Source organism: uncultured Turicimonas sp. (assembly GCF_902477955.1).
GTDB lineage: Bacteria > Pseudomonadota > Gammaproteobacteria > Burkholderiales > Burkholderiaceae_F > Turicimonas.
In genome coordinates this window covers 1-20647 of sequence record NZ_CABSJB010000035.1, presented here as the reverse complement: position 1 = coordinate 20647, position 20647 = coordinate 1, and the positions used below count along the sequence as shown (strand labels likewise).

The following is a 20647-nucleotide window of genomic DNA, read 5'->3' as shown; positions in this document are numbered from 1 at the left end:
AAGCTCTAAAGTTTGCAAGGGTGGGAGAGCCGGAGGAACAAATCAAACATTGGGTTGGCATCGCCAGTCTCGTAGAACCTTCCCAGAGCTGCATGAAAAATCCGAGTATTGCGCGGATGTATTGAAATTGGAAAGAATCCGCTTTTCATCAATAAGCCATTCATCAGTAAAGATGCGGCTCGTTTGTTTGCATCGTAGAACGGCTGATTTCTAGCCACAAACAGAAAAGTTGCAATTGCTTTTTCTGCCGGATTGGAAATGCACTCTTCCAAGTAGCGGAAACCATTGTTGATGATCTGAAGGAGATTAGCAGTGGGGGGACAAAATTTGATATTTCTGAGAGTGACGGGAGCGTTTCTGAGGCGTCCCCATTCAAGAGCTTCGTGGTTGCCGACTTTGCTATGAAGATTACAAGCAATAGGCACAGAAAGGTCAAATTTTTGTTCTTTTACAAGGTTCAATAAGAACTCAGCGCCGTATGCAAAATTCTTAACCTGCATGGCATCAAAAGGATTTAAGTCATCGCTGGCCCTCCCTTCCAAAACAGTAGTTGCTTGACTAAGCGAAGCAGGATTGTTTTCGAGCAGACTCAGCCAATTCCAGGTTAGATGATTCAGATTTGCCCGGAAAGAGTTGCAGATTTCATTCGTTTTTGCGGAACATAGGAGGTTCATTTCGAAAGCTCCTGTATTCCAAAAAATACCGTTTAAATGTTCTTTCATCGATGAGATTTGTGAAGCATCTAAGTGTTGAGTTGGTCTAGAAAGAAATCATATCTTGGAATTTGTAGAAAAGAAGGAATCGAGATTTTTTAGAAGAATTACTTGGTTCATGCTTCAAAAGAAAAGGAACCGGTGAGAGACCCATTTCAGATATTTCTTGATTTTTTCAGCTCATACTTATGTCCCGAAAGAGAGAATATGGATCTTAGGCAGAACTGGATTTATCCAAAGAAGTAGTAGTTGAGTTGAGTAGGTTAACTGAGCGTGCTTTGAACTCCTCTGAATCAAGATATAACCCGAGCCGGCGTGATTGTAAGGCGGATTTGTTCAATTTTTTGAGTTACTCCATGAAGAGGGAAGGCTTGAGAAAAGCCGACACTTTATAATGATGAGAAAAGGAAGGACTCTATGAATACGGAACTATTGCGACAGTTGCCCTTGGGTACATCATCATTCCAGAAGTTAAGACAACTTGGCCAAATATATGTTGACAAGACAGATAAGGTCTACACCCTGGCCTGTCAGAATGGGAAGTATTTTTTAGCTCGTCCGAGAAGATTTGGGAAATCGTTGTTAATTTCCACGTTTGAATCTTTATTCAAATATGGAATGAGAGACTTTCATGGTCTCAAGATTGAAAAACTTTGGAAAGAAGAAGAAAAACTCCTAGTGATAAGACTAGATTTCTCTGAAGCAAAAAGTTTCCGTAATTTGAAAGAGTTTGAACTCCAATTTCACGATTTAATTGTTGAAGCTTTTGCGCCTTACGGATTTCGTTTTGAACTTCACGGTACCTCGCTCATAAGTCAATTGTCTACTTGGTTTAAGAAGCAAGCTTTGAGTTCTGTAGTGTTGTTGATAGATGAGTATAATGCGCCGCTTACCTCATGCTTAGATAGAAAAGATCTTTTTGAAGATGTTCGAACAGAACTTTCTCGTTTTTATGCAACTTTAAAATCAAACGATGCTGCCTTACGTTTTTTGTTCATCACCGGAATAACAAAATTTAATAAGACCAGTATTTTTTCGGAATTAAATAATTTATCGGATATTTCACTGTCGGCAGAATATGGCTCGCTTTTAGGATACACACATACTGAGGTGCAGGAGTACTTTTCTGAGTACTTGATTTCTGCTTCGGAAACACTAGACACTACAAAGGAAGAACTTTTGCTAGAACTGACGGAACACTATGACGGTTTTTGTTTTGAAGAGACAGCAAAACAAAAGGTATTTGCTCCTTGGTCTTTGTTGCGTTTTTTCTCATCACCTGAAAGAGGCTTGAAGGATTATTGGTTTGAAAGCGGCGGAAAACCGAGCGTATTAATCCAGTATCTTCAGTCTCATTCATTAAAAAATCCGGAAGAATACGATAAGGAACAAAGTTTGCCGTTAAATGTCCTTAGCAGTTCATCCGATGTTGAAAATTTGTCAGATGTCGGATTGTTGACACAAGCAGGTTATCTGACGATTAAATCTGTAGAGTATGGCGACACTGTATTTCTAGGATATCCCAATAAAGAAGTTAAAAGAGCCATAGCCCAGCTATATTTGGAGCAACTTTTAAATGGAAGAGTTCCGGGCCAGGTCGGAGCGGGTCCGATTGTGAAAGTTTTATCCAAAGACAAGCCGGAGGCGGTATTTCATATATTGAATCGATTGTTTGCAGCCATTGATTATGCCCGTTATCCCGTCAGAGATGAGTCTTCGCTGAGAGCATTTGTTCAGGTCTACTTCTCTGGAGCCGGTCTGAATTCACGTGTTGAGCATCACAATGCGCATGGTCGTGCGGATCTTGAAGTCGAAATTGGAGAGAGGACTTGGATATTCGAATTTAAAGTTTCAAGAGAAGGTGAAAGCGCGGAATCTAAACTGCAAGAAGCGTTAACTCAAATACAGGCAAGGAGGTATGGGGCTGACAGTGCGAGTAAAGTTCTTTACCGGATGGCTCTTGTATTCGGGTTAAAAGAGAGGGCTTTCATAAAGTGGGGCTGCTGTTAAGTTAGAACAATGATACGAAGAAGTGGATAATCATATCTTGGTTCTGCCGGAGGAGGTTCCCATCCTCATTGAGCTCGGAGAGGCCGACAAAGGAAAACAAGACCATCGTCCCGCATTTTTGTAGCTAGGTTTGCTTTTGATTCCTAAGAAGTGCGATGCTAAAGGAAAAATCTTTTTTGGGAGCTCAGATTAATCATTACGATTCTGATTTAAATTATGAAGAGCTCAGTGTTATTGAGTCAAGGAGATATTTTTTCGAAAATTTCGGTGCTTTTCATGCAGTTTGATCTGTTTCGAAGAATTCCTCAGCTAACTACAAATAAAATTTAAAAATTTCATGGGGTTAGCTGAGGGGTTTCAATTGCACAAACTTACATCCTTCAACTGAAACTGGGTATAAGTAGTCGAAGCATTAGACAATTCAAGTTTCAATTGCACAAACTTACATCCTTCAACTGAAACTTTTAAGGCCTCTTGTAAATACTCTTGTTTAACTTCGTTTCAATTGCACAAACTTACATCCTTCAACTGAAACGAAATGTAAGTGGCTGCTACACTGGCCATTTCAGTTTCAATTGTACAAACTTACACCCTTCAATTGAAACAAGTCGCCAATGAGGTTAAAAAGTCTTTTGAGGCTTAGTTCATCGGACTTTTATAGCCAAGACCACCAGCTAAGCTCACTGCTAGGACTGTGCTTAATCCTTTCTGGTCTAGATGGTACCTTTCAACTGCGTTGATCACTCCTTGCTCTTGTTCTTTCGCATTATCTTCTAAGTTAGTTTTAGTGTTGTCGATGGTTTGCGCCTGATTTCTAACGGAATCAACAAAAGCTTTATTGCGCTCAGGTTCGGTATTTTGTTTTCGACTTTCTTCATGAATTTGATTTCTGAATTGGTGATTTTGCTTTAGGACTTCTTGTTCGTTTTTTTGGAAGTTTTGTTCGATCATTGCCTTTCCGATGGCTTTATTAAGCTTCCGCGGTGCGTCAATCTGACCAGCGCCAAAGGTTTCTTTGCCCGTTGCAGCTATTTTGGCTTGGGCCGCACGATCAAAACCAACTTGTTCTCGGACTTCTGTTCGGTGAAAGATCTCTTCTAAAGAAGACTCTGCGCTTCTGCCGTTGTGTAGAAGCCGGTTCATCACTAAGACATCATTATTGACTGAAGTTGAATCAGAACCCGTTTCAGCTGAAGCTCTTGCTTCCGATGTTCCTTCCGCAGTATTGAATTGTTTGCTTCTTTGAAGAGCCGCGTGATGAGCTTTATTTAAAGAGGCTAGGAAGTTCTCAGCAGCGTTCTTAATGTGCGAATCAGAAGTAGAAGCAACGATTTGTTGGGCAGCAGATCTGACCTGAGAATATGCCTGATTTCTTTGTTCAGCTGTTGCGCTAGATTTAGCCCCGGTGGCTGTATCAATAATATTTTGAGCCGTAGTAGTTTTCAGCCCGGCTTCTAGTCCCGCTATTTCGCCTACAGCAGAACCTGCGGACTGGATTGTGTTCAATATGGAGTTTTGCCTTGCAGCAGAGGGGCCGCTGGCAGCCGCATTTAGAAGTGATGCGTTTGGATTCAAGGGCAATTGTTGTCCACCCGGATTATTTGCAGACGCCTCCGCTTCTCCGGAGGCAGCACCGACTTTAACTCCGGCTCCCGTGCTAAAGCTGAGATTTTGATTTGTTGCCAGGCCGGAAGAAGCTGTAGAAGACCGAGTGTAGGAATTAGAGCTGTTATAAGAGCTTTGGTCTGACAGGTTCTGGGAACTCGAGTGGGACTGATCCAGCTGATGAGAAAGAGCTTTCGCAAAACTAACAGAGCCGGAATCCGAGGAAGTAGCTGATTTGGACAGAGATAAGTTTGTCATATCCGAAGTCGTCAACGAAGTTGAAGACATTGAAGATGCCGTAACTGACCTTGACTGCTGAATTGTAGAGGAAGAAGAAATTCCAAGATCAATTCCGGAACGCACCATCCCAGTGACGTGATTGTCACCGTCTCGCGTTACCGTACCGTACGCTGTCGAAATTTTGCTCGTATAAGGGTCTGCAAATGATGAAGAAGTATCGTTTTTATTGGCGTTAACGGAGTTTGAAGAAACATTTCCTGTTGACAAGTTTCCGGAGGAAAAGTTTCCGGAAGAGAGCTGCCCTGAAAGACCTTGAGAGGCTGATTGAGCCGGTCCCATTAAACCTCCTACCAAAGCAGCGGCGGCATAGTCGCTTCCCTTAGCAATAGCAAGAGCCAACATAGGAATAGCAAGCATTAAATATCCAGCCATTGCCTGCGAGCTTGCTCCCGTCTGCCGGATTAAATCAACCGCCATTAAAGAATTTCCGCCATACTCGGCAATAATTCTGTTCATCGGATTCGAATCAACCGAGATAAGAAGATAGTTAGCAACGGCATAAAACGGTGCCCAAAGCTGAACCCAAATCAACAGCACAAAAAAGGAACGAAAGATGAGGCCCGCATTACTTCCGGCGGCAATGATGAGAATAAAAACCAATGGAAAGGCAGCAATGATGACAAATTCAATGCAGTTTCTGATTTTAGGCAAAGAGACCTTCGCGATTTCGCTCATGGTGCGATAACTGATTTCGCTTGCTAAATTACCTTGAGCTTTCGCAAGATTTACTGCCAGACTCAAAGGAGAACCTGAAAGTTGAGCAATGGAAGAAACACCTTCCGGAATAGCCTGAAGCATAATGGAATGCTTCAGAGATGAATCGAGAGAACGGGAGAGGCCGAGCAAAAGACTTTCTGCATGAGGCAGACTTGTCATAATGGCTTGAGCCGGATCGGCTCTGTCCGGAGTTAAAAGTGCTCCTAGTTTTTTCTTGATTTCGTCTAGTTCGGAGCCGTTTAAAAAGGTCTCCAGCTCAACAGCTGCTTCATCACAGCGTTTTACTTCCCCGTTTTCGTTTAGAGTGCTTCTGGCCGGATTTAGCCAACCGTTAGCCGTGACGGTTGCCCAAAGATCCGAGCTTTGAGCGAGCTCGTTAACTTTTTCAGGATTATCGGTGAGTTCAGGGGTTAAACAGTCGGCCACAAAGCGGTTGACTTTACGTCGTCCAAGAGGAGTCACCGTACCGATTCCTTGCAAAACAGAAACTGCTCTTTGAGGATAGACCATGCCGAATTTAGAAAACTTTTCTGCATCAGGAAGAGCAAAAGCACTTTCAAAGCCTGTGGTTAGAAAATGCCCGATTCTTGAAGTGACAGACGCAAAAAAGCCGATGCCGAAAGGCACATTTTGGACGACATGTACCGTCCCGGCTCTTTCATCGTGAATGGAAAGGTCAGTTTTTGGGATTAATAAGAGAGAATAAAAGAGGACGACCGCAAATAAGAAAGTTTTTGCAGCCATTCCTTGCCATCTAAAAAGTGCTGTAGTGAGCGTCACGAGAAAGCCGGCAAGAACCGCACTTTTAATTAGGCCTTGATAAGAAGGGCCGGAAGTAATTGCAACAACAGCTTCGAAAAGATCTCTTAATTGAGCGCCGTTCCAATAGGCAAAGTAGTCTAAAACCATCAGTTCTTATCTCCGAAGGATAAATTCGCAGCTAAATCAGCAGCCAATGCTCCTTTGACGCTCTTTTCCAAATGTTCGATTTGCGTCACGAAGCTGTGGGCCCGGCTCATCTGCTGAAAAACGGCATCGCTTCTTCGGGAAAGATCTGCGCGGACCTCAGAAATACGGACTTCAATTTGTTTGAGGTGCTCTTCGGCGATTCGGCCGGTTTGTGAGGCTGAAGAGGAAGCGGCCGCCGCTTTAATATCTAAGGCCAAAGCATCCATGGCTCGAATAATTGCTTCATAAGCCGCCGCTTCCACATAGACGGCAAGCAAATCTTGAGAAAACCCAAGAAAACGCTTTGATGCCGTGGTGTTGATCAATCGAATCAGCGGGATGGTGGTGGAAGTGGCCAATAACATCAGGTCATCTTCCGAGACCAAGTCAGGATTTCTTTCGAGGATGGAGAGACGGTAGTTGGAAGCGGCCTGCATAAACATAAAGGGAAGGTTGATATCTTCTAAAGCAGTTTTAGTGACGGTAAGGCAAAGTTCTTCGTCTCCTTTCTGGCAACGTAGACGAAAAGCTTCGGTCTCTAAGCTCGGCGCATCGGTTCTGCCGAACATAAAGCCGACCAGGTCTTGTCCCGCAATCGGAATAGCCCGAGTGACCGTATTCTCGCCGGTTCCTTCATTAATGTAGATGACGGTGCCTACTAAGGTCATCATCAGCTCTCTAAGTTCTTGGTTGTATTTTGTAGAAAATGAGCCGCCTGAGAGTAAAGCCCAAGTGAGGTTCAGTTCAGGAGCATCAATGACGGAACCGCCGGAATCCTTTTGTGCCGGGGCGTTGCTGACAACTGCGGAGCCGTCGGTTCTGGTTTTAGCGTTAGCTTCGGACTCATCGGAGACGATACCTGTAGAACGGAGATAGCTTCTGGCTTCGAAGGCTGATTTTTCTAGAAACTGCTGAGCCCCTGTCATTTTGAGAAGGTTTTGGCTTGCGGTGCAGGAGTCAGAAAACATATTGGTGTACTGGCGAATCAAGTCTCGGAAACTGGTGACTTGTTCATTTAAATCAGGCGCTAAGGACTGAAGAGCTAATTGGAATGCCAGGCCGGGAAGGGCGGTGCCGATGTTTCTTAAGAAAGCCACGAATTCTTCACGGCTCGGGATGCCGAAGGCTCCTAAGAAAATATCGATGCCTCCGCATCCGGCAGACAAAGAAGGAGGAGTGAAATAAAAAGCATTGAAATCCTTTCTGGGAGCTCTGTAGACAAAGCCGCCTCCGGTGATGGTATTCATTGAGTTGGACTGATAGATGCCGGCCGATGTAATGTTGCCTTGATAAGAACCGGCCGAGGCGTAGAAGTCTTTCATAAAGCCGGCTTGGGCCGGTAAAGCAAGACAGGTGCACAGGGCTAAAGAAGTTAGAGTTTTTGTAAATTTCATCTTGTTATTCTTGATTTAACGGGTTAGAGGCGGATGGATAGGCTGTGTCTTTGAGAGACTCGCCGCCGAATAAAGAAGCTCCCGGCTCTTTCGTTCCGAGCAATGCAATGCGGGAGAGAATGTCTTCGAGTGCTACTACACCGGACGAGACAAGAAAGCTTTTGGTCTGTTCACGGTTGACCATAAAGAGCGCGGGAACTTGTTGGATGCCTTGTCCTTTAGTCAACAAAGCACCGATGCCGTTATCGGGCAAAGATTCCGGGAAATGCTCATTAACCGAGCCGTCCAATGAGACGGCAATCACTTCAAAACCGTAGTCCGTGGAAAGCTTTTTAATCAACGGACTTTGAAGGTGACAGAACCGACAATTGTCTTTGAAGAAATAGACCAGACCCCATTCTTTTGAAAGAGATCCGAGATCCAGAGCCTTTTGTTTGTTGCGTTCATTTTTTAAGTCTACTTGGGCAAAGTTAGCGGCAGGATTTCTGGCGGAGAAATCGTATTCCGGGTTCTGCCAAGTAACTCTTCTCCATTGGTCGGCGAAGAGGGCAGATTTTTCTTGAACGAAGTGATTGGCCTCTAAATAGAGTTTCATGTTTTCTTCGGTTGGATTCATGACGGCGGTATTGAGGCGCCTTTCTCTTTCTTCTCTTAAGCCTTCAATTGTCGGAATGCTTTTAAGGTCTAAGGGAGCCGGTTTTACTTCTTTAGGTTTAGGCGAGGGATAGTAAAGAAATCCGCGTTCGTCGGATTTCCAGACATCTTCAGTCCAGAAGTTGTTTTCTTGGGCTGCGGACAACGAAGCCATAAAGCCCAAGAGGACGGTGAGTATTAGTTTAAGAGACATATTTCAGAAATTCAGTGATTATTTTTTCTTAGGTGGCGAAGAAGGCGTGCCGGTAAAGTCGGGATTGACTACACCGGAGGTTCCTTGATTAGGGGCAACGTATCCGCCGAGGTTTTCGTTAACCAGGCGGTTGAAGTGAGCTTGACCGCGGTCCGCAGCGGCTTCTTTATTGAGTTCGGCCTTGGCTTTGATTTCTGCTTCAAACTCAGATAAATCCATGGCTTCAAAATCCAATGCTTCGAGCTCTTCTAAAGTAAAGCCGGAACAATCCGGATTTTTAGCAGAACCCCAGGATTTTCCGGTTTGCTTACGGCCTTCTTCCTGAATGATTCTGGCAAGACGAGAATTGAAACAGCAATAAGATTCCGAACGTTCGATGCAGCCGAACTTTTCTCCTTTGGAGCAGTAAGTGCCGACATAATGACAAAGGTTTTGGCCTTTTTTCAGCATCAAAGCCTGTTCGGAAGGTTCACATTGCAGAAAGTCCATAGCAATCTGGAAAGCTACGGTGACGGCAAAGGAAGTCGGGTCAAACGTGAAGTACATGGTGCCTCCCTGCAGCGTCATCCCGAATCCATAGAAAGACAACGACGGGTTGTAGACTCCTGATGAAGCATTGCCGTACAAAGCCGTCAGCAAGCCGGAAGTAGAATCGGATGCCGAGAGAACGTCGTAAACATAAGGACTGCCGACATATTTAATGGCTTCGACGGTGGCGTCTCCGGCAAATGTCAAAGCTTTACCGAAAGCATCCGAATTAGCGGAGCCGGATTTAACTTTAGTGTCGCAGCAGAAAAATCCAAGAACCTTCTTAGAGCATTTATCGCTTTCGCCTTTAAAGAATTGATTGCCGTCGAAGTCGCCGTAAACGGCGCCTTCGCGGGCAACTTCCAGAATGCTTAACACCCAAGCAAAATCTTTATCGGCAGGTACAGGCTCTCCGCAAAGGCCGTCGAGACATTCTGCCGGCCGGCAAATGACTTCAGTGACGGTAGAAGATTCTTTTTCTTCACACTTGTAGATATGAGAATAAGTCAAACACTTGCCGGCATCATCCTCGAAAAGACAGACGGAATCTACTTTGACGCATTTCTTATTTTGTTCCAAGGAAGTGCAGTTGGAAGACGGGCCGTTTGCGGCACCGCAGACGTAAGTGGTTTCGTATTTCCAGCAGTCCTTGGTGATTAATTCTCCGTTGATTTCTTTTGTTCCTCCGGGTTCCGTACAGACGGTATTTAAAACGCTGCAGTCGGGATTGTTCTCTAAAGGCTGACAAGTCTCGGACCAAGTTAATCCCGAAATCACGATGTCTGATGTGATTTCTTGCGCCGGACCCGGGTCAATAGCTTCATTGGTTTGGCAGAGGATTTCTTTTTCCGTTGCATAACAGCGCAGACCGACTTTATCGATGCATTTGGAGGACTGTTCTTTACAGGCTGCAATTTTTTCTAAGGCTTCGCAAGAGTTTTCATTGACGGTTTCTATGCAGCGGTACTCCTGGGTTTGCTCCCAGCAGTCGGCCTCAATTTCCACGCCGTCGATGATTTTGACGCCTCCGGCTTCCGTGCAAGAAGAACTCTGAAGAGTACAGCTCATGCCGGCAGTGGCGTTTTGGCAGTTTAAGGTATCAAAGCCCGGCAGAGCGGGGGTGCCCTCCGGCGTGATATCAGGCCCTTCGATAAGGCCGGTGTTGACGCAACGGTAAGTTTTCTGCCATTGCGCGCATCCCGTCTCATCCTCTTTGACACAAACCGGTTCTCCGACTGCCGTGCAGCCTGAGGCTGCTTCCAAAGTCAGGCACGAATTAGAAACGCCGGAAGAGGCGCAAGCGTAATCTCTTTCGTAGCGCCAACACTCTTTGTAGACGGCAACCCCGTTAATGACGCGAGTCTCTCCCGGCTCTACGCATCGCTGGGCCGCGACATAACATTCTTTGTTGTCGATGAAGGATTGACATTGATTGTTCTGCTGGGAGGAGGAAACGGTATGGCTGTAGTCCAAGAGTTTCACATTTTCTTCCGGAGGCATTTCTTCCGAGCAGGAAAATTTTTGTTCCCATCTAAGACAAGTTCCTGAAAGATCTGCGGAGACGCAGACTTTATTAACAAGATTACAGGCAGGCGTTTGTTCTAAGGCAGCGCAATAGTTGACTTCAGCGGCTTCATTACAAGAACGTCTGAACTGATAATTCCAACATTCTCTGTAGACTTCAACACCGTCCACATATTTGGAACCGGGACCGTCAACGCAGACGTATTCTCCGTCCGTGCATGCCGCATGAACGTCAACAAGAACCAAAGAGGAAAGGAGCAGGCCGAGGAAGATTCTTATCATTGGTACTCCACAGTTGAGCCGTCTTCCAGGACGCAGGACATGGTCCATTGATCGATTTCGGCTCCATGAGAATAAGTCTGATAACCGAAAACTTTAGAGAGACTGCCGGAGCGGACGAACTGATTTTTCTTTTTATAGTAGACATCCATTTTGACTTCGGTGGTGCAGGAGCTGCCAACACAGCGGGTTTTACCGGTCCAACGGCCTTTGCAGTTAGAGAATTCTCTTTCTTCATCAAAGTCCAACGCTTTAACCTCAAAGCCGAAGTTGGCTGAGTTCTTAACATTAGTCTCTATTCGAATGGTCGGGATTTCGTCTTTAGAGCAAGCGTATTTAAGACTAACGATATCGCCGCCGTTGCACTCGTCGGTGCCTAAGCCTAAATGGTCTTCGGCTTGGGCCTGCTGCATTTTGCCGATTTCACAGCCCGGGGTAGCCACAACGGAAAGGACTTTATTGCAGCGATAAGTTTTTGCTTGGACGAGCTGCTTAGAGCATTGATATACGTATTCAGACTCAACATCGACATTGATGCCGACCTGACAAGACTGTCTCGGAGCTTCCAAGCAGGTGTAGTTTTGGACGGAAGAAACGTAGGGGTTGGTACAGGTAATGTTTTTTACGTTTCCGGTTCGATTAATACACTTGAATAAAGACGTGATTTCCAGTTGCTCCGCCCAACCGGAGAAGCATTGTTCGGTGGTTGCTCCGGTTGTTTCTTCGCAAGCGGTGTATTCGTATTGGGGAGGTGTGGTTGTGGTGATGGTCTCGCAAGTTATTTCATTTGAGTCGCTGACGTCCGGATGAGGCTTTTGCGCTCCTGCAACAACGTGGTCGCGGTCTCCTAAGATTTGATCAAAGTCAGATTCCGGCCAGGAAGGACGAGAGTTGGTGTCATAGATCACTTGGACGGCACGGCAATCCATAGAAGATTTATCAAGACAGCCGTCAGCTTTGATTTGACCCGGGCCGAGCAAATCTCCCTGTCCTTTATTAAACAAGTTTTTAAGTTCCGAGACGTCTGAACCGTAACCGGGAACGGTTTGGGTGGAAGAGCCGGAGGCCAGGATGTTTTTGATGGAGACGCCTGCAGCTGCATCCTTGGCTGCATTCATTGCATCCTCCTTGTTCATTTTGCTGTTAGCTGACATAGAAGCAGAGCGGGCACGAGAGGAGTTAACCGGTGTTTCTGCGGCTGATGAACATCCGGCTCCCTGGAAGGTCAGGGCCAATGCGGTTAGGAACACGGCGGAAAGGGCAAAGGAGAAAGTTCTCATGATTAGGGACGCTCTCCGAGTTTTTGGCGAAGACGTTGAGCTTCTTTGCCGATTTCATCTTGTCTGTCCGTGAGCGTATCGAGCATGTAGCCTAAAGTCACATCTCCTAAGACCAGAGCCGCGTTTTGTGCTGCGTCCGGATTTTGATTTCCGCAAGAGCCTGAGGATTCGGGAGACTTTTGTTGATGCTGACGAATTATCAGCATGGGCACTTCGGTGACTCCGAATTCTTTAAAGATTTCCGGATTGAGTTCCACGGAAGCTCCTAACTCCACTAAGAAGTTAAAAGCTTGGAGACTTTGCGGATTTAAAAGAGGCTTATTTGCAGCGGCTTTCTGGTCAACGGGAACACCTCTGAAAACCAAAGGAACGTCGGCATCTTTTGCGTCAACGGCTAATCTTTTAAGAGAAGCTTCAGGCATGGAAAGAGAGACCAAAAGCAGGGCTTCCATGCGGTTTTGATTGAGCATTTCAGTTTGGATGGCCTGAGCATTGCTAAGGATATCGTCAATGGTTAACGGCAACGACTGCTCGGAGGCTGAGTCACCGGCCGAGACACTTACAGAGGCAGCATGAGAAAGGCTAAAGGACAACGCAATAGCCACTATTAGGAGAGAACGTTTGAACATGATTTAAATTCCGGTAATGCCGGATCCCTGGCAGCAGTCGCGTTTACGGTAAACAAGATAGGCAGCATCTTCGCCCCCGGAGGCCCAAGTTTTACCGGAAGACCAAAGAGCTGTTGAAGCTCCAATCGGATAACAGCAGCGGCCGTCAACTTTGTCGGTTGTACGAGCCGGATACACCATTTGGGTGCGATAGACGGATTTATCCATGATGGGTTCGAGATAAGGTCCGCATTGTCCTTTCTTGCCGTAAGCAGCCCATTGAAGACCTTGACGGTGAAGCTTCATCAGAAAACGAGAAACTAATAGAGAAGAGGCCTGCGGTAAATGAACATGAGAAGCAACCCATCCGGTGAGAGGGAAAATATTTCCGCTGCAACCCCCGCACCAGTAAAGCTCAGAGACCGGTAAGCTCGTGGTGCTGGCCACGCAGTCGGCCGCACAAGCGGCTTGAGCCGGAAGGTTTGCAAATAAACTGACGTCCGGGTTTAAGAAAAAGGTGGTCACCGAGTCATCCCAAAGAGGATCGAGTTCGGTCATGTAAGCTAAATCCCACGCAGACTGTTCTAAACAATCGGTATCGAGCAAGACTTCCAGAACAAAGAGCCAAGGCGTGAAATACCAATGCACTTGATAAAAGGAAGTTCGCCCGGAAGCAGCAGTTTTAGAAGGAGTTCTACCGTGGGCCGGCGCACGAATGCCGACATCTAAATCCAATCCGCCGAGCGAGGGGAAGCAGTAAGGCTGACGGACGATTTCTGCCGTTCTTAACGGCTCCCAGAAGGACATATTCATGCCGACTTTGATATTGGCACCGGAAGTGCAGGCACAAAAGGTGTTTGCGCCGGTATCCGGATCCGGATTTTTGCCGGAAGCCAGCGTAATGCCGCCTAACTTAATCGGAAAAATACAGCTCCAGCAGACATCGGTCACCGGATTAATGATTTTGCCTCGGCAAGCGGCTTCAGCAGAGGTGCTCAGCAGGCCGCAAAAAAGCGTAAAGATGAAGAGGAAAGTTTTCATAAGCAGGCTTAGAGGAGGTTAGATAGGACGGATTGAACTTCTTGGGGCGGAAACTCCATTCCGCTCGGGCCGTCAGTGCCGTTAAAGAGCATGGCCGGCGTCGCATGGATGCCGAAAAGACGAGTTAAAGAGCCCCCTTGGTCAAAAAATATTCTTCTATTAAGGGTACGGCTTGCTTCACTGATGTTGCCGTTGACAAGAACGACTCGAGAATCAGGCCTTTGTGCTGCGATGGCTTTGGCTGCATCTAATTCTTCTTTGTCGGTTCCGTCAATAAAAATCAACTCTCGAGAAATCCTCGGCAACTCAACGGAGGCAGCCTGACGAAGAAGGCTTTCGGGTAAGGTTTCAGGTATAGAAGCTTCCAAAGGCCAAATTCTGATTTCTTGTGCCTTGGCAAGACCAACAACGGCCGGAGGATTACGCATGAGTTCAGCGATTTTTTGTTTTTCTTGGTCAAAACGTTTTTGGTACTGACCTGAAGATTTAAGTTGGTTGATTCTTTCCATAAAAAGCTCCAACAAATCAGGCTCAGCAATCGGATAAGTCGGGCCGAGGGCCTTAGGCTTTTCTTTTACGGCAGGATTTTCTTTTACGGCTGCTGCCTTATGGTTTTTAAGCATCGAAGAACCGGCTATACCTTTTGCGGATTCAGCAGGAGCAGCAGAAATGCCGAGGTCGCGGATTTCTAGTCCGGCGTGGGTAAAGCCCGCCAAGGCTCCTACTGAAGCCAAAAGACAGCAAGCTAAAAGCAGATGAGAGGTTTTCATGGAAGGGCGAAAATTAAAAAATAGGGTAGGCTTTGCCGATAAAACGGCAGCGGTTAATCGGTCCGAAGTTTGAATATCGAGAATCAAATGAGTCGGGATGGGTTCCCAAGAGAAAGTAATCCTCTTCGCCGAGGACTTGGTCTTGAATCTTCTGCAAAGGCTCTCCTTTGAGCGAGACTTTTTTTGCTACCGCAACCGGCTTGTCTTCACAAAAGATTTGCTGACCATAGGTGCGAATTCTTTCTCCGGGCAAACAAACTACTTTCTTAACAAACGGCATCTCATTGCCGGCGGTTGCGCTTTTAGGAGGATAGAAAGCTACATAGTCGCCTCGCTCAACATCCTTTTGTCCCAGCTGAATCGCAAACAACGTTTGGGGCAAAGAGTTGGTGTAGTTGTAAGCCAATTTCCAGTGATGCGTGAGAACGACCACAATCAATAATGCGAGCATCCAAATCCAGCCGTAGCGAGAGTAATGGCGTGAAATGCCTAAAAAGAATTTCACGGCGTTATGAGCTAAATTCATTTGAACGCCTTAGAAAAATCAGATTGAAGGGCTTTCATGCGTTCGGCGACTAAGATTTCCGCTTTAGCGATTTTGTCCGGTGTAAAACCGAGCTTTTGCAGCAAGGGATCGGTGTAGTCCGGCAGTTTTGTCGGTGAGATCACCGCAGAAGAAACCAATAAAGTGCAATTGCATTCTTTTTGAAGGTTTTCTATTTCGGCTTTCATGCGCCGTGCAAAGATTTTGGCTTCAACGGCTAACTCTTCAGGTTTTAATCCTTTAGAAGCCAGAATGGTTTCGTTGACTTGCACTACCTTGTTGAGGTTCAGGACCGCAAAGGCAGGAGTCTCTAGAGTTTGCTTGTACAGCATGAAGAAGGCAGCGGCTGCAAGAGCGGCGAGAACCAGGACTGCGACAGCTAAGATTTTAGGAAGCAGAGAAGGTGTCTGTACGGCAGGCTGATGCTGAGTGCTTTCTGTCTTCATGTTGCTTGAGGAAGGATTTGTCATTTGTTTCGATCCTTAAGGACAACTTCAATTGCCTGATGCATGGACAAGCCCTGCTGAAGGTAATGATTAACCGCTTCGATATCGTTCGGATGGGTACTGGTCATGAGCTGAGAGTAAGGATCCAAAAGCAAGCGGTTTACGGAAGGCGGCTGATCTCCGATTCTGATAAAAACTTCCGAGTAAGCACCCGCAACAGTCGTTAAAGACTCGAGCATTTGAATCTGATGGTCATCCATCGCAATATGACCTTTACGCTTAAGCTGCTCTAAGGCTTCCTGTTTTTGTCGAAGGATGAACAAACAGTCAGAGTTTTCTAAAGCCGAACGGGCAGTTTCGCTTTTCCAATAGTCAGAGGGAGACTGTGTAGCAGTAAAGAAAGAGCCATTGTATTTTCTGGCACGGCGGTAGCCTTCCTCAATAAACTTGCCGGAGTGTCCTTCGCCCATTAAGTCCCACGCCTCATCAATAATGACGAGCTTGGCTTCTTTACGGGAGCCCTGTTTCATTTCTTGGTCAATAAGGCACATCAGCAGCATGAGGATGACAGACTGAAGGGACTTCTTGTTTTTGAGCTGTTCCAGCTCTAAGACAACAAACTTGTTGTCAAAACGGATATTGGCTTGGCCGTTAAAGAAGGTTTCGTAAGCGCCTCCTTTGCAGAAAGGACTTAACTGAATACCGAGGTCGGAAATTCTCGGGTCGTTTAAATGTTCCTGCTCTGCTCGGGTAAGAGATTGGTAATGTGCTGTCCAATGTTCATCATCGATTTGAGGTTTAGTACCTCCGATTCTTCCGTTATGAATCAAAGACTCCGCTAGGTCAGTGACCGTCGGAATTCTTCCTTCTTTGACGGCTTTAACCCAAGTACTCTTAAAGTGGACGGCCAAGTGAGAAAGTCGCAGGTCATCCAAAGGCATAGAAGGAGAAACCATCTGTGCGATGACCGGCAAAAAGAAACTTAAATCTTTGTCGATATCTTCAATCAAGGAGAAGGGATTAAGACAGTCAAAGCTGCCGTCAGCGCGGGGAAGATCTGAGAATTCAATGTATTGGCCCTGCAGAACGGAACAAAGCTTCTGGAAGCTGCGTCCGTGGTCAATAATCCAAACTCTTCCGCCGGTTCTTAAGACGCCGGTTGCAATTTCATTTAAGAGTACGCTCTTGCCGGAGCCGGAAGCACCGATAACCGCACCGTTGTAGTTTCCATTCGGATTAGCAAAAGGATTAACGGAAAGAATTTGGCCTCTTCTACTGACAAGATTGATGACCGGTGTCGGCAGCTGCTTTCCTGCTAAGGGAGGAGAACCTTTCCAATCGGCAATCAGCGGCAGCATATTAGCGGCGTTGCCCGTGGTTTTAGTGGTTGAACGCTGAGCTGCTTTAATATCAGCTGCTAAAAGCGGTCCTCCGGTCATCGGCAAAGAGGCCAACAAGCCTTGAAGCTGCATAAAGTCATCTACAACGAGATCTAAGCCGGCGGTTTGGTAAATCGAGCGTGCGGTTTCTACGGCACTGTGCTGATTACCGCTTTCCGGAAACAGCAGGATTTGATTAGACATATGAAGGAGTCCTTCGCCGTTTTCAAAAGCTTCCACGGCTAAGCGCCAGTCTTCGGCTTCTTTACGCATAACCGGCATGAACTTGACGATTTCCGTGGAAGCGATTTGCTCGGCTCGTGCGCTTTTAAGCTGCGTCTGTGCCTTGGCCGATTCGTAGCTCTTGGTTGAAAGACAGGTTGTAATGAGATACGGACAAGGATAAGGAGCTTTATCGCCTTGAGGAGAACCTGTCAGTTTATTTACGTTATCCAAAGAAAAGGCTTCCGGATAATTACGTACGCTCATGGAAACCGCAGCGACTCGTTTTTGTCGATATAAAGAATGGAAATCAATGAAGTTCGGTTCGATATTGATTCTGGTATCGGCGCGGACGCACTGGGTTCTCGGTTCACGATCGGGATCGTGAACGGAAGGATTCCAATCGTTCTCTAAAAACAAATGAGGATTTAACAGTTGAGAAAGCGTATTGATGAGGACGGACTCGTTCCAAGACCAAGGGCTTAAATGCCATTGGCGAAGAAGAGCCATGTGTCCTTCCCGAATCTTTTTAACTTTATCGCGAACGGCAGGATTAAAAGGATCGGGGGTCGGGATAACTACACTCATCCATGAGCGGAAATTGCAGAGTCTTCCGGTTATTCCGGGTTTGGGATCTTGATAAGAGCCTTTTAATAAGAAGTCAGCACGGGCCTTAGAGAGACCTTTCATGAGCTCAAGCTGCTCAATGCGTAAAGGATCATCTTTCGATGAGGGTTCGACGGCTGAAGAAAGAATTAAATCCGTCAAAGGCTTAACGTAAGGAGAAGCAAACAAGCAGAACTGAATGCCGGTTCCTTCCGGAATGCCTTGGCCGAAGAGGTGCTTGAGGCTTTTAGCCATGACAGGGGTACATCCGGTTTGCGGAATGATTTCAATGACGTAGCCCAAGCCTTCAAAAGAATTGAAGTTAGGAGCGGCAATAGCGCATAGGTTATCTTCTTCGCTGAAATGAGCGTAAGGAAGAAGGTTAGAGAATCTGTCGATAAGCATAGGAGAGCCGGTTCTTGGCTCCATTTCTGAATCTTTCATGGATAAATTGGAGACAAAAGACATTCCGAACTTGGAAGAAAGTTTTGTTTTGAGATTCTTCAAAAGAGAAGCTTTTAATTGCTTGGTCATGAAGTTCTTCCTTTAAGGACGTCGAGAGGGTTAGGTTTCTTAGCCGAAGGTTCCGGTGTTTTATCTTGAGAAAGCGGGTAGACGGGTCGATAAGGACTTCTTGGTTTAGCCATTTCATCAATTGTCGGAACTGACCAGCCGGCGTTCAGTACTTTGACGTACATATAACGTTGGTCATGAAGGTCTCCTTCAGTGTCGGTAAAAGGCGCCATCCAAACTCTAAAAATGGTTTCGGGGCTTCTCCAAGGAGAGGCCGGAGAAATTACGGCAAAGTTCGGGCTGCCGACAGAGCTGACCGCCGAAGCTGCTTGGCGTTCGGCCTTGAGCAGAGCTTCCTCCGGAGAAAGGACGGAAGCTGAGCTCTGAGCAGCTGCCTCTCGGTTCGGTTCAAAATACGGTTGGACAAACTCCGGCTCCGATTCTTGGGCTACTAAAGTTGCCGGCGCCTGAAGGTTCTGAGCATCTTCAGCTTCTTTTTGTGTTTGAGCATAGACATCCGAAATATTTCTGCAAGACGGCTTGCCGGTTAAATCACCGCAGGAAAAGTCCGTCTGTGCATTGGAGAAGCCGGTCAAGGAGCCGCAGCCTGTTAGGAGGATTGCCGGAAGAAGACAAGTTAAAAGTGCAATGGTTCTCATGATTTTGTCTTTTTATTGCCTTGGTTGATGAATTCTTCGAGTTTCTCAAGCGGAAGGGCTCCGGCCGTTCTGTCTCCGGCTCCATTAATCAGAGTCGGAGTGCCACCGATGCCAAGTTCTGCAGCAAGTTTTAGAGTAGATTCGACCGGAGAAGTACAAATCGGATTGTTAACTACCGACTTAATCGGCTCTCCTCTTAAAGCTTTAGCCAGCTCTTTAACACTGTCGGCTGCACACCAGACGGCATCGCTTTTAGCTTTGGCTTCCGGATGAATAGAAACTAAAGGAAAAAGAAACGTATAGACGGTTACATCGGTAACTTGCTCTAGGGTTTTAGCGAGCTTTCTGGAGTAAGGACAATCAACGTCGGTAAAGACAATCAAGGTTCTGGAGCCGTTTCCTTTAACTTCTTTAACGGCTTTATCTAAAGGAAGCTTTTTAATATCAATGCGGCGAATATCTTTAAGTCTTTGGTCGGTTAAGTCCTGACCTTTTTCCATATCCAAGAGGCGGCCGGAAAACAGGAATCTCGCTGTCTTGTCAAAGTAAATGACTTCTTTGCCGACGGCGGCTTCAAAGATTCCGGGAACCGGAGTCAAAGAAAATTCATTTACTCTCGTTTTTGGGTAACGCTCGGCAAATCTTTCAGAAGCTTCTTTTAAGTCTGCGGACGGATCCACAATGACCGGTGCTGTTTTATTCGAGGCGTTTACAGACTTAACGGAAGAGGCTTTGACGACAGCTGCGGTCTTAACGGTGCCCGGAGAAGGATTAGTGCAAGCTCCGGAGGCATGAACTGAGGAAGCCGCAAAGGCGGAAGCAATGAATAAAAAGAGAAGAGATTTTTGCATAGGAGTATTTCTTATTTATTTAAACGTTCAATAGACAAGCCTTGAGAAATCACGATTTCTACGTCACGGCCGGAATCGACTTCAAGGACCGGGAACATATCGCTGGCAAGTTTTAAGTAGTAATCGGTAATGCGGTCCATGGCATGGGAAGTTCCTTCGCCAAGACCAGCTCGCCATGGATTTTTAACGCTTTTTGAAACCGTTCCGGTAATGGAGGTCGTGGAATCTTCGGCAGCTAAAGAGACGGCTTTGCCAAGGCCCGATAAGGTTCCGGTAAAGAGAGCATTGGCGATTGCCTGTCCGGATTTAGTTACCAATCGAGCCCGAAGACCGGTTTTGCCGTCTTCGCCGGAAACGTATCCTTGGAGTTTGGTGTCAACGGCTCCGCCGTTTTCGTCAATACAAGAAAGACGATCTAAGCGGACAAGAACACGTTCGCTGGCAAGTTCACCGGTGGCGTTAGCGGTCACAAAACATCTTTTAATACCGGAGCGATAAAGGTTAGGCATAACGGCGGCGTCAGTCAGTTCCATTAAGATTGGAACAGGGTTTCCGCTTCCCTGACCGCGGGTAGGAGCAATTGCGCCGTTAAGCAGCCTTGCTTTAGCAAAGGTTCCGCTCGGAAGGTAGGTCAAGGCAGAAGGTTTGCTTTGCTGTTGCTGCGGCAGTTTACCAAGCACGGAAGAAGGTTCTTTCTTTTGCGAAAGATCAGTAATGACTAAGCGAGGCAAACGCTGAGAAGGCTGCTGCTCAGCCGCTTGTCTTTGGCGGGAGGTTTGCCCGGAAGAAAATCCCTGCCTGGTAGAGTGTGGGGCATTTTTGCCGATGATTTGACCGGCTTGTCATCCGGTGTTCGCTTAAGC

The 20647-nt window shown here is 46.4% G+C and carries 16 protein-coding genes and 1 CRISPR repeat array; of the genes, 1 reads left to right on the top strand and 15 read right to left on the bottom strand.

All coding sequences use genetic code 11. The features are described 5' to 3' along the window. Positions 1-5: 5 nt before the first annotated feature. Complete coding sequence (locus RDK53_RS09810; protein WP_308514422.1) at positions 6-674, bottom strand: Fic family protein; 669 nt, start codon at positions 672-674, stop codon at positions 6-8. A gap of 456 nt (positions 675-1130) precedes the next feature. On the opposite strand from RDK53_RS09810, the gene RDK53_RS09805 reads away from it, so the two are divergent. Continuing rightward, positions 1131-2723: an AAA family ATPase gene (locus RDK53_RS09805; RefSeq protein WP_308514420.1), complete on the top strand. Its 1593-nt coding sequence runs from the start codon at positions 1131-1133 to the stop codon at positions 2721-2723. Positions 2724-3077: 354 nt separating this feature from the next. After that, positions 3078-3328: a CRISPR direct-repeat array (repeat unit 37 nt; unit sequence GTTTCAATTGCACAAACTTACATCCTTCAACTGAAAC). A gap of 34 nt (positions 3329-3362) precedes the next feature. Here the strand turns inward: RDK53_RS09805 and RDK53_RS09800 are convergent. Genes RDK53_RS09800 through RDK53_RS09735 form a run of 14 tightly spaced genes read right to left on the bottom strand, consistent with a single transcriptional unit; the run spans position 3363 to position 20464 of the window. Beyond that, complete coding sequence (locus tag RDK53_RS09800; RefSeq protein ID WP_308514418.1) at positions 3363-6254, bottom strand: conjugal transfer protein TraG N-terminal domain-containing protein; 2892 nt, start codon at positions 6252-6254, stop codon at positions 3363-3365. Then, the gene (locus tag RDK53_RS09795; protein ID WP_308514416.1) at positions 6254-7687 is read right to left on the bottom strand and encodes a conjugal transfer protein TraH; all 1434 of its coding nucleotides are present in this window, start codon (positions 7685-7687) and stop codon (positions 6254-6256) included. Before RDK53_RS09795 ends, RDK53_RS09800 begins: the two co-directional genes overlap by 1 nt. Before the next feature lie 4 nt (positions 7688-7691). After that, complete coding sequence (locus RDK53_RS09790; protein WP_308514414.1) at positions 7692-8534, bottom strand: conjugal transfer protein TraF; 843 nt, start codon at positions 8532-8534, stop codon at positions 7692-7694. 18 nt (positions 8535-8552) lie between these two features. Beyond that, complete coding sequence (gene traN / locus RDK53_RS09785; protein ID WP_308514412.1) at positions 8553-10868, bottom strand: conjugal transfer protein TraN; 2316 nt, start codon at positions 10866-10868, stop codon at positions 8553-8555. Then, positions 10865-12145 (bottom strand): hypothetical protein, encoded by a 1281-nt coding sequence (locus tag RDK53_RS09780; protein WP_308514410.1) that lies wholly within the window; start codon positions 12143-12145, stop codon positions 10865-10867. Before RDK53_RS09780 ends, traN begins: the two co-directional genes overlap by 4 nt. 2 nt (positions 12146-12147) lie before the next feature. Further along, positions 12148-12774, bottom strand: a complete 627-nt coding sequence (locus RDK53_RS09775; protein ID WP_308514408.1) for a TrbC family F-type conjugative pilus assembly protein — start codon at positions 12772-12774, stop codon at positions 12148-12150. Positions 12775-12777: 3 nt separating this feature from the next. Next, positions 12778-13794: a TraU family protein gene (locus RDK53_RS09770; RefSeq protein ID WP_308514406.1), complete on the bottom strand. Its 1017-nt coding sequence runs from the start codon at positions 13792-13794 to the stop codon at positions 12778-12780. An 8-nt stretch (positions 13795-13802) separates the two neighbouring features. Further along, on the bottom strand, positions 13803-14564 hold the full coding sequence (locus RDK53_RS09765; RefSeq protein WP_308514404.1) for a conjugal transfer protein TraW: 762 nt from the start codon (positions 14562-14564) through the stop codon (positions 13803-13805). 13 nt (positions 14565-14577) lie between these two features. Continuing rightward, entirely contained in the window at positions 14578-15090 is a 513-nt protein-coding gene (locus RDK53_RS09760; protein ID WP_308514402.1) for a S26 family signal peptidase, read from the bottom strand. Beyond that, complete coding sequence (locus RDK53_RS09755) at positions 15087-15578, bottom strand: hypothetical protein (protein WP_308514400.1); 492 nt, start codon at positions 15576-15578, stop codon at positions 15087-15089. The genes RDK53_RS09760 and RDK53_RS09755 overlap by 4 nt, the downstream gene beginning before the upstream one ends. Continuing rightward, complete coding sequence (gene traC / locus RDK53_RS09750; protein WP_308514398.1) at positions 15575-18295, bottom strand: type IV secretion system protein TraC; 2721 nt, start codon at positions 18293-18295, stop codon at positions 15575-15577. Before traC ends, RDK53_RS09755 begins: the two co-directional genes overlap by 4 nt. Next, positions 18292-18933 carry a type IV conjugative transfer system lipoprotein TraV gene (gene traV / locus RDK53_RS09745; protein WP_308514396.1) on the bottom strand — a complete coding sequence of 214 codons (642 nt, stop codon included), beginning with the start codon at positions 18931-18933 and terminating at the stop codon, positions 18292-18294. Before traV ends, traC begins: the two co-directional genes overlap by 4 nt. Continuing rightward, entirely contained in the window at positions 18930-19784 is an 855-nt protein-coding gene (locus RDK53_RS09740) for a DsbC family protein (RefSeq protein WP_308514394.1), read from the bottom strand. The genes traV and RDK53_RS09740 overlap by 4 nt, the downstream gene beginning before the upstream one ends. A gap of 11 nt (positions 19785-19795) precedes the next feature. Then, entirely contained in the window at positions 19796-20464 is a 669-nt protein-coding gene (locus RDK53_RS09735) for a TraB/VirB10 family protein (RefSeq protein ID WP_308514392.1), read from the bottom strand. Between the last annotated feature and the right edge of the window lie 183 nt (positions 20465-20647).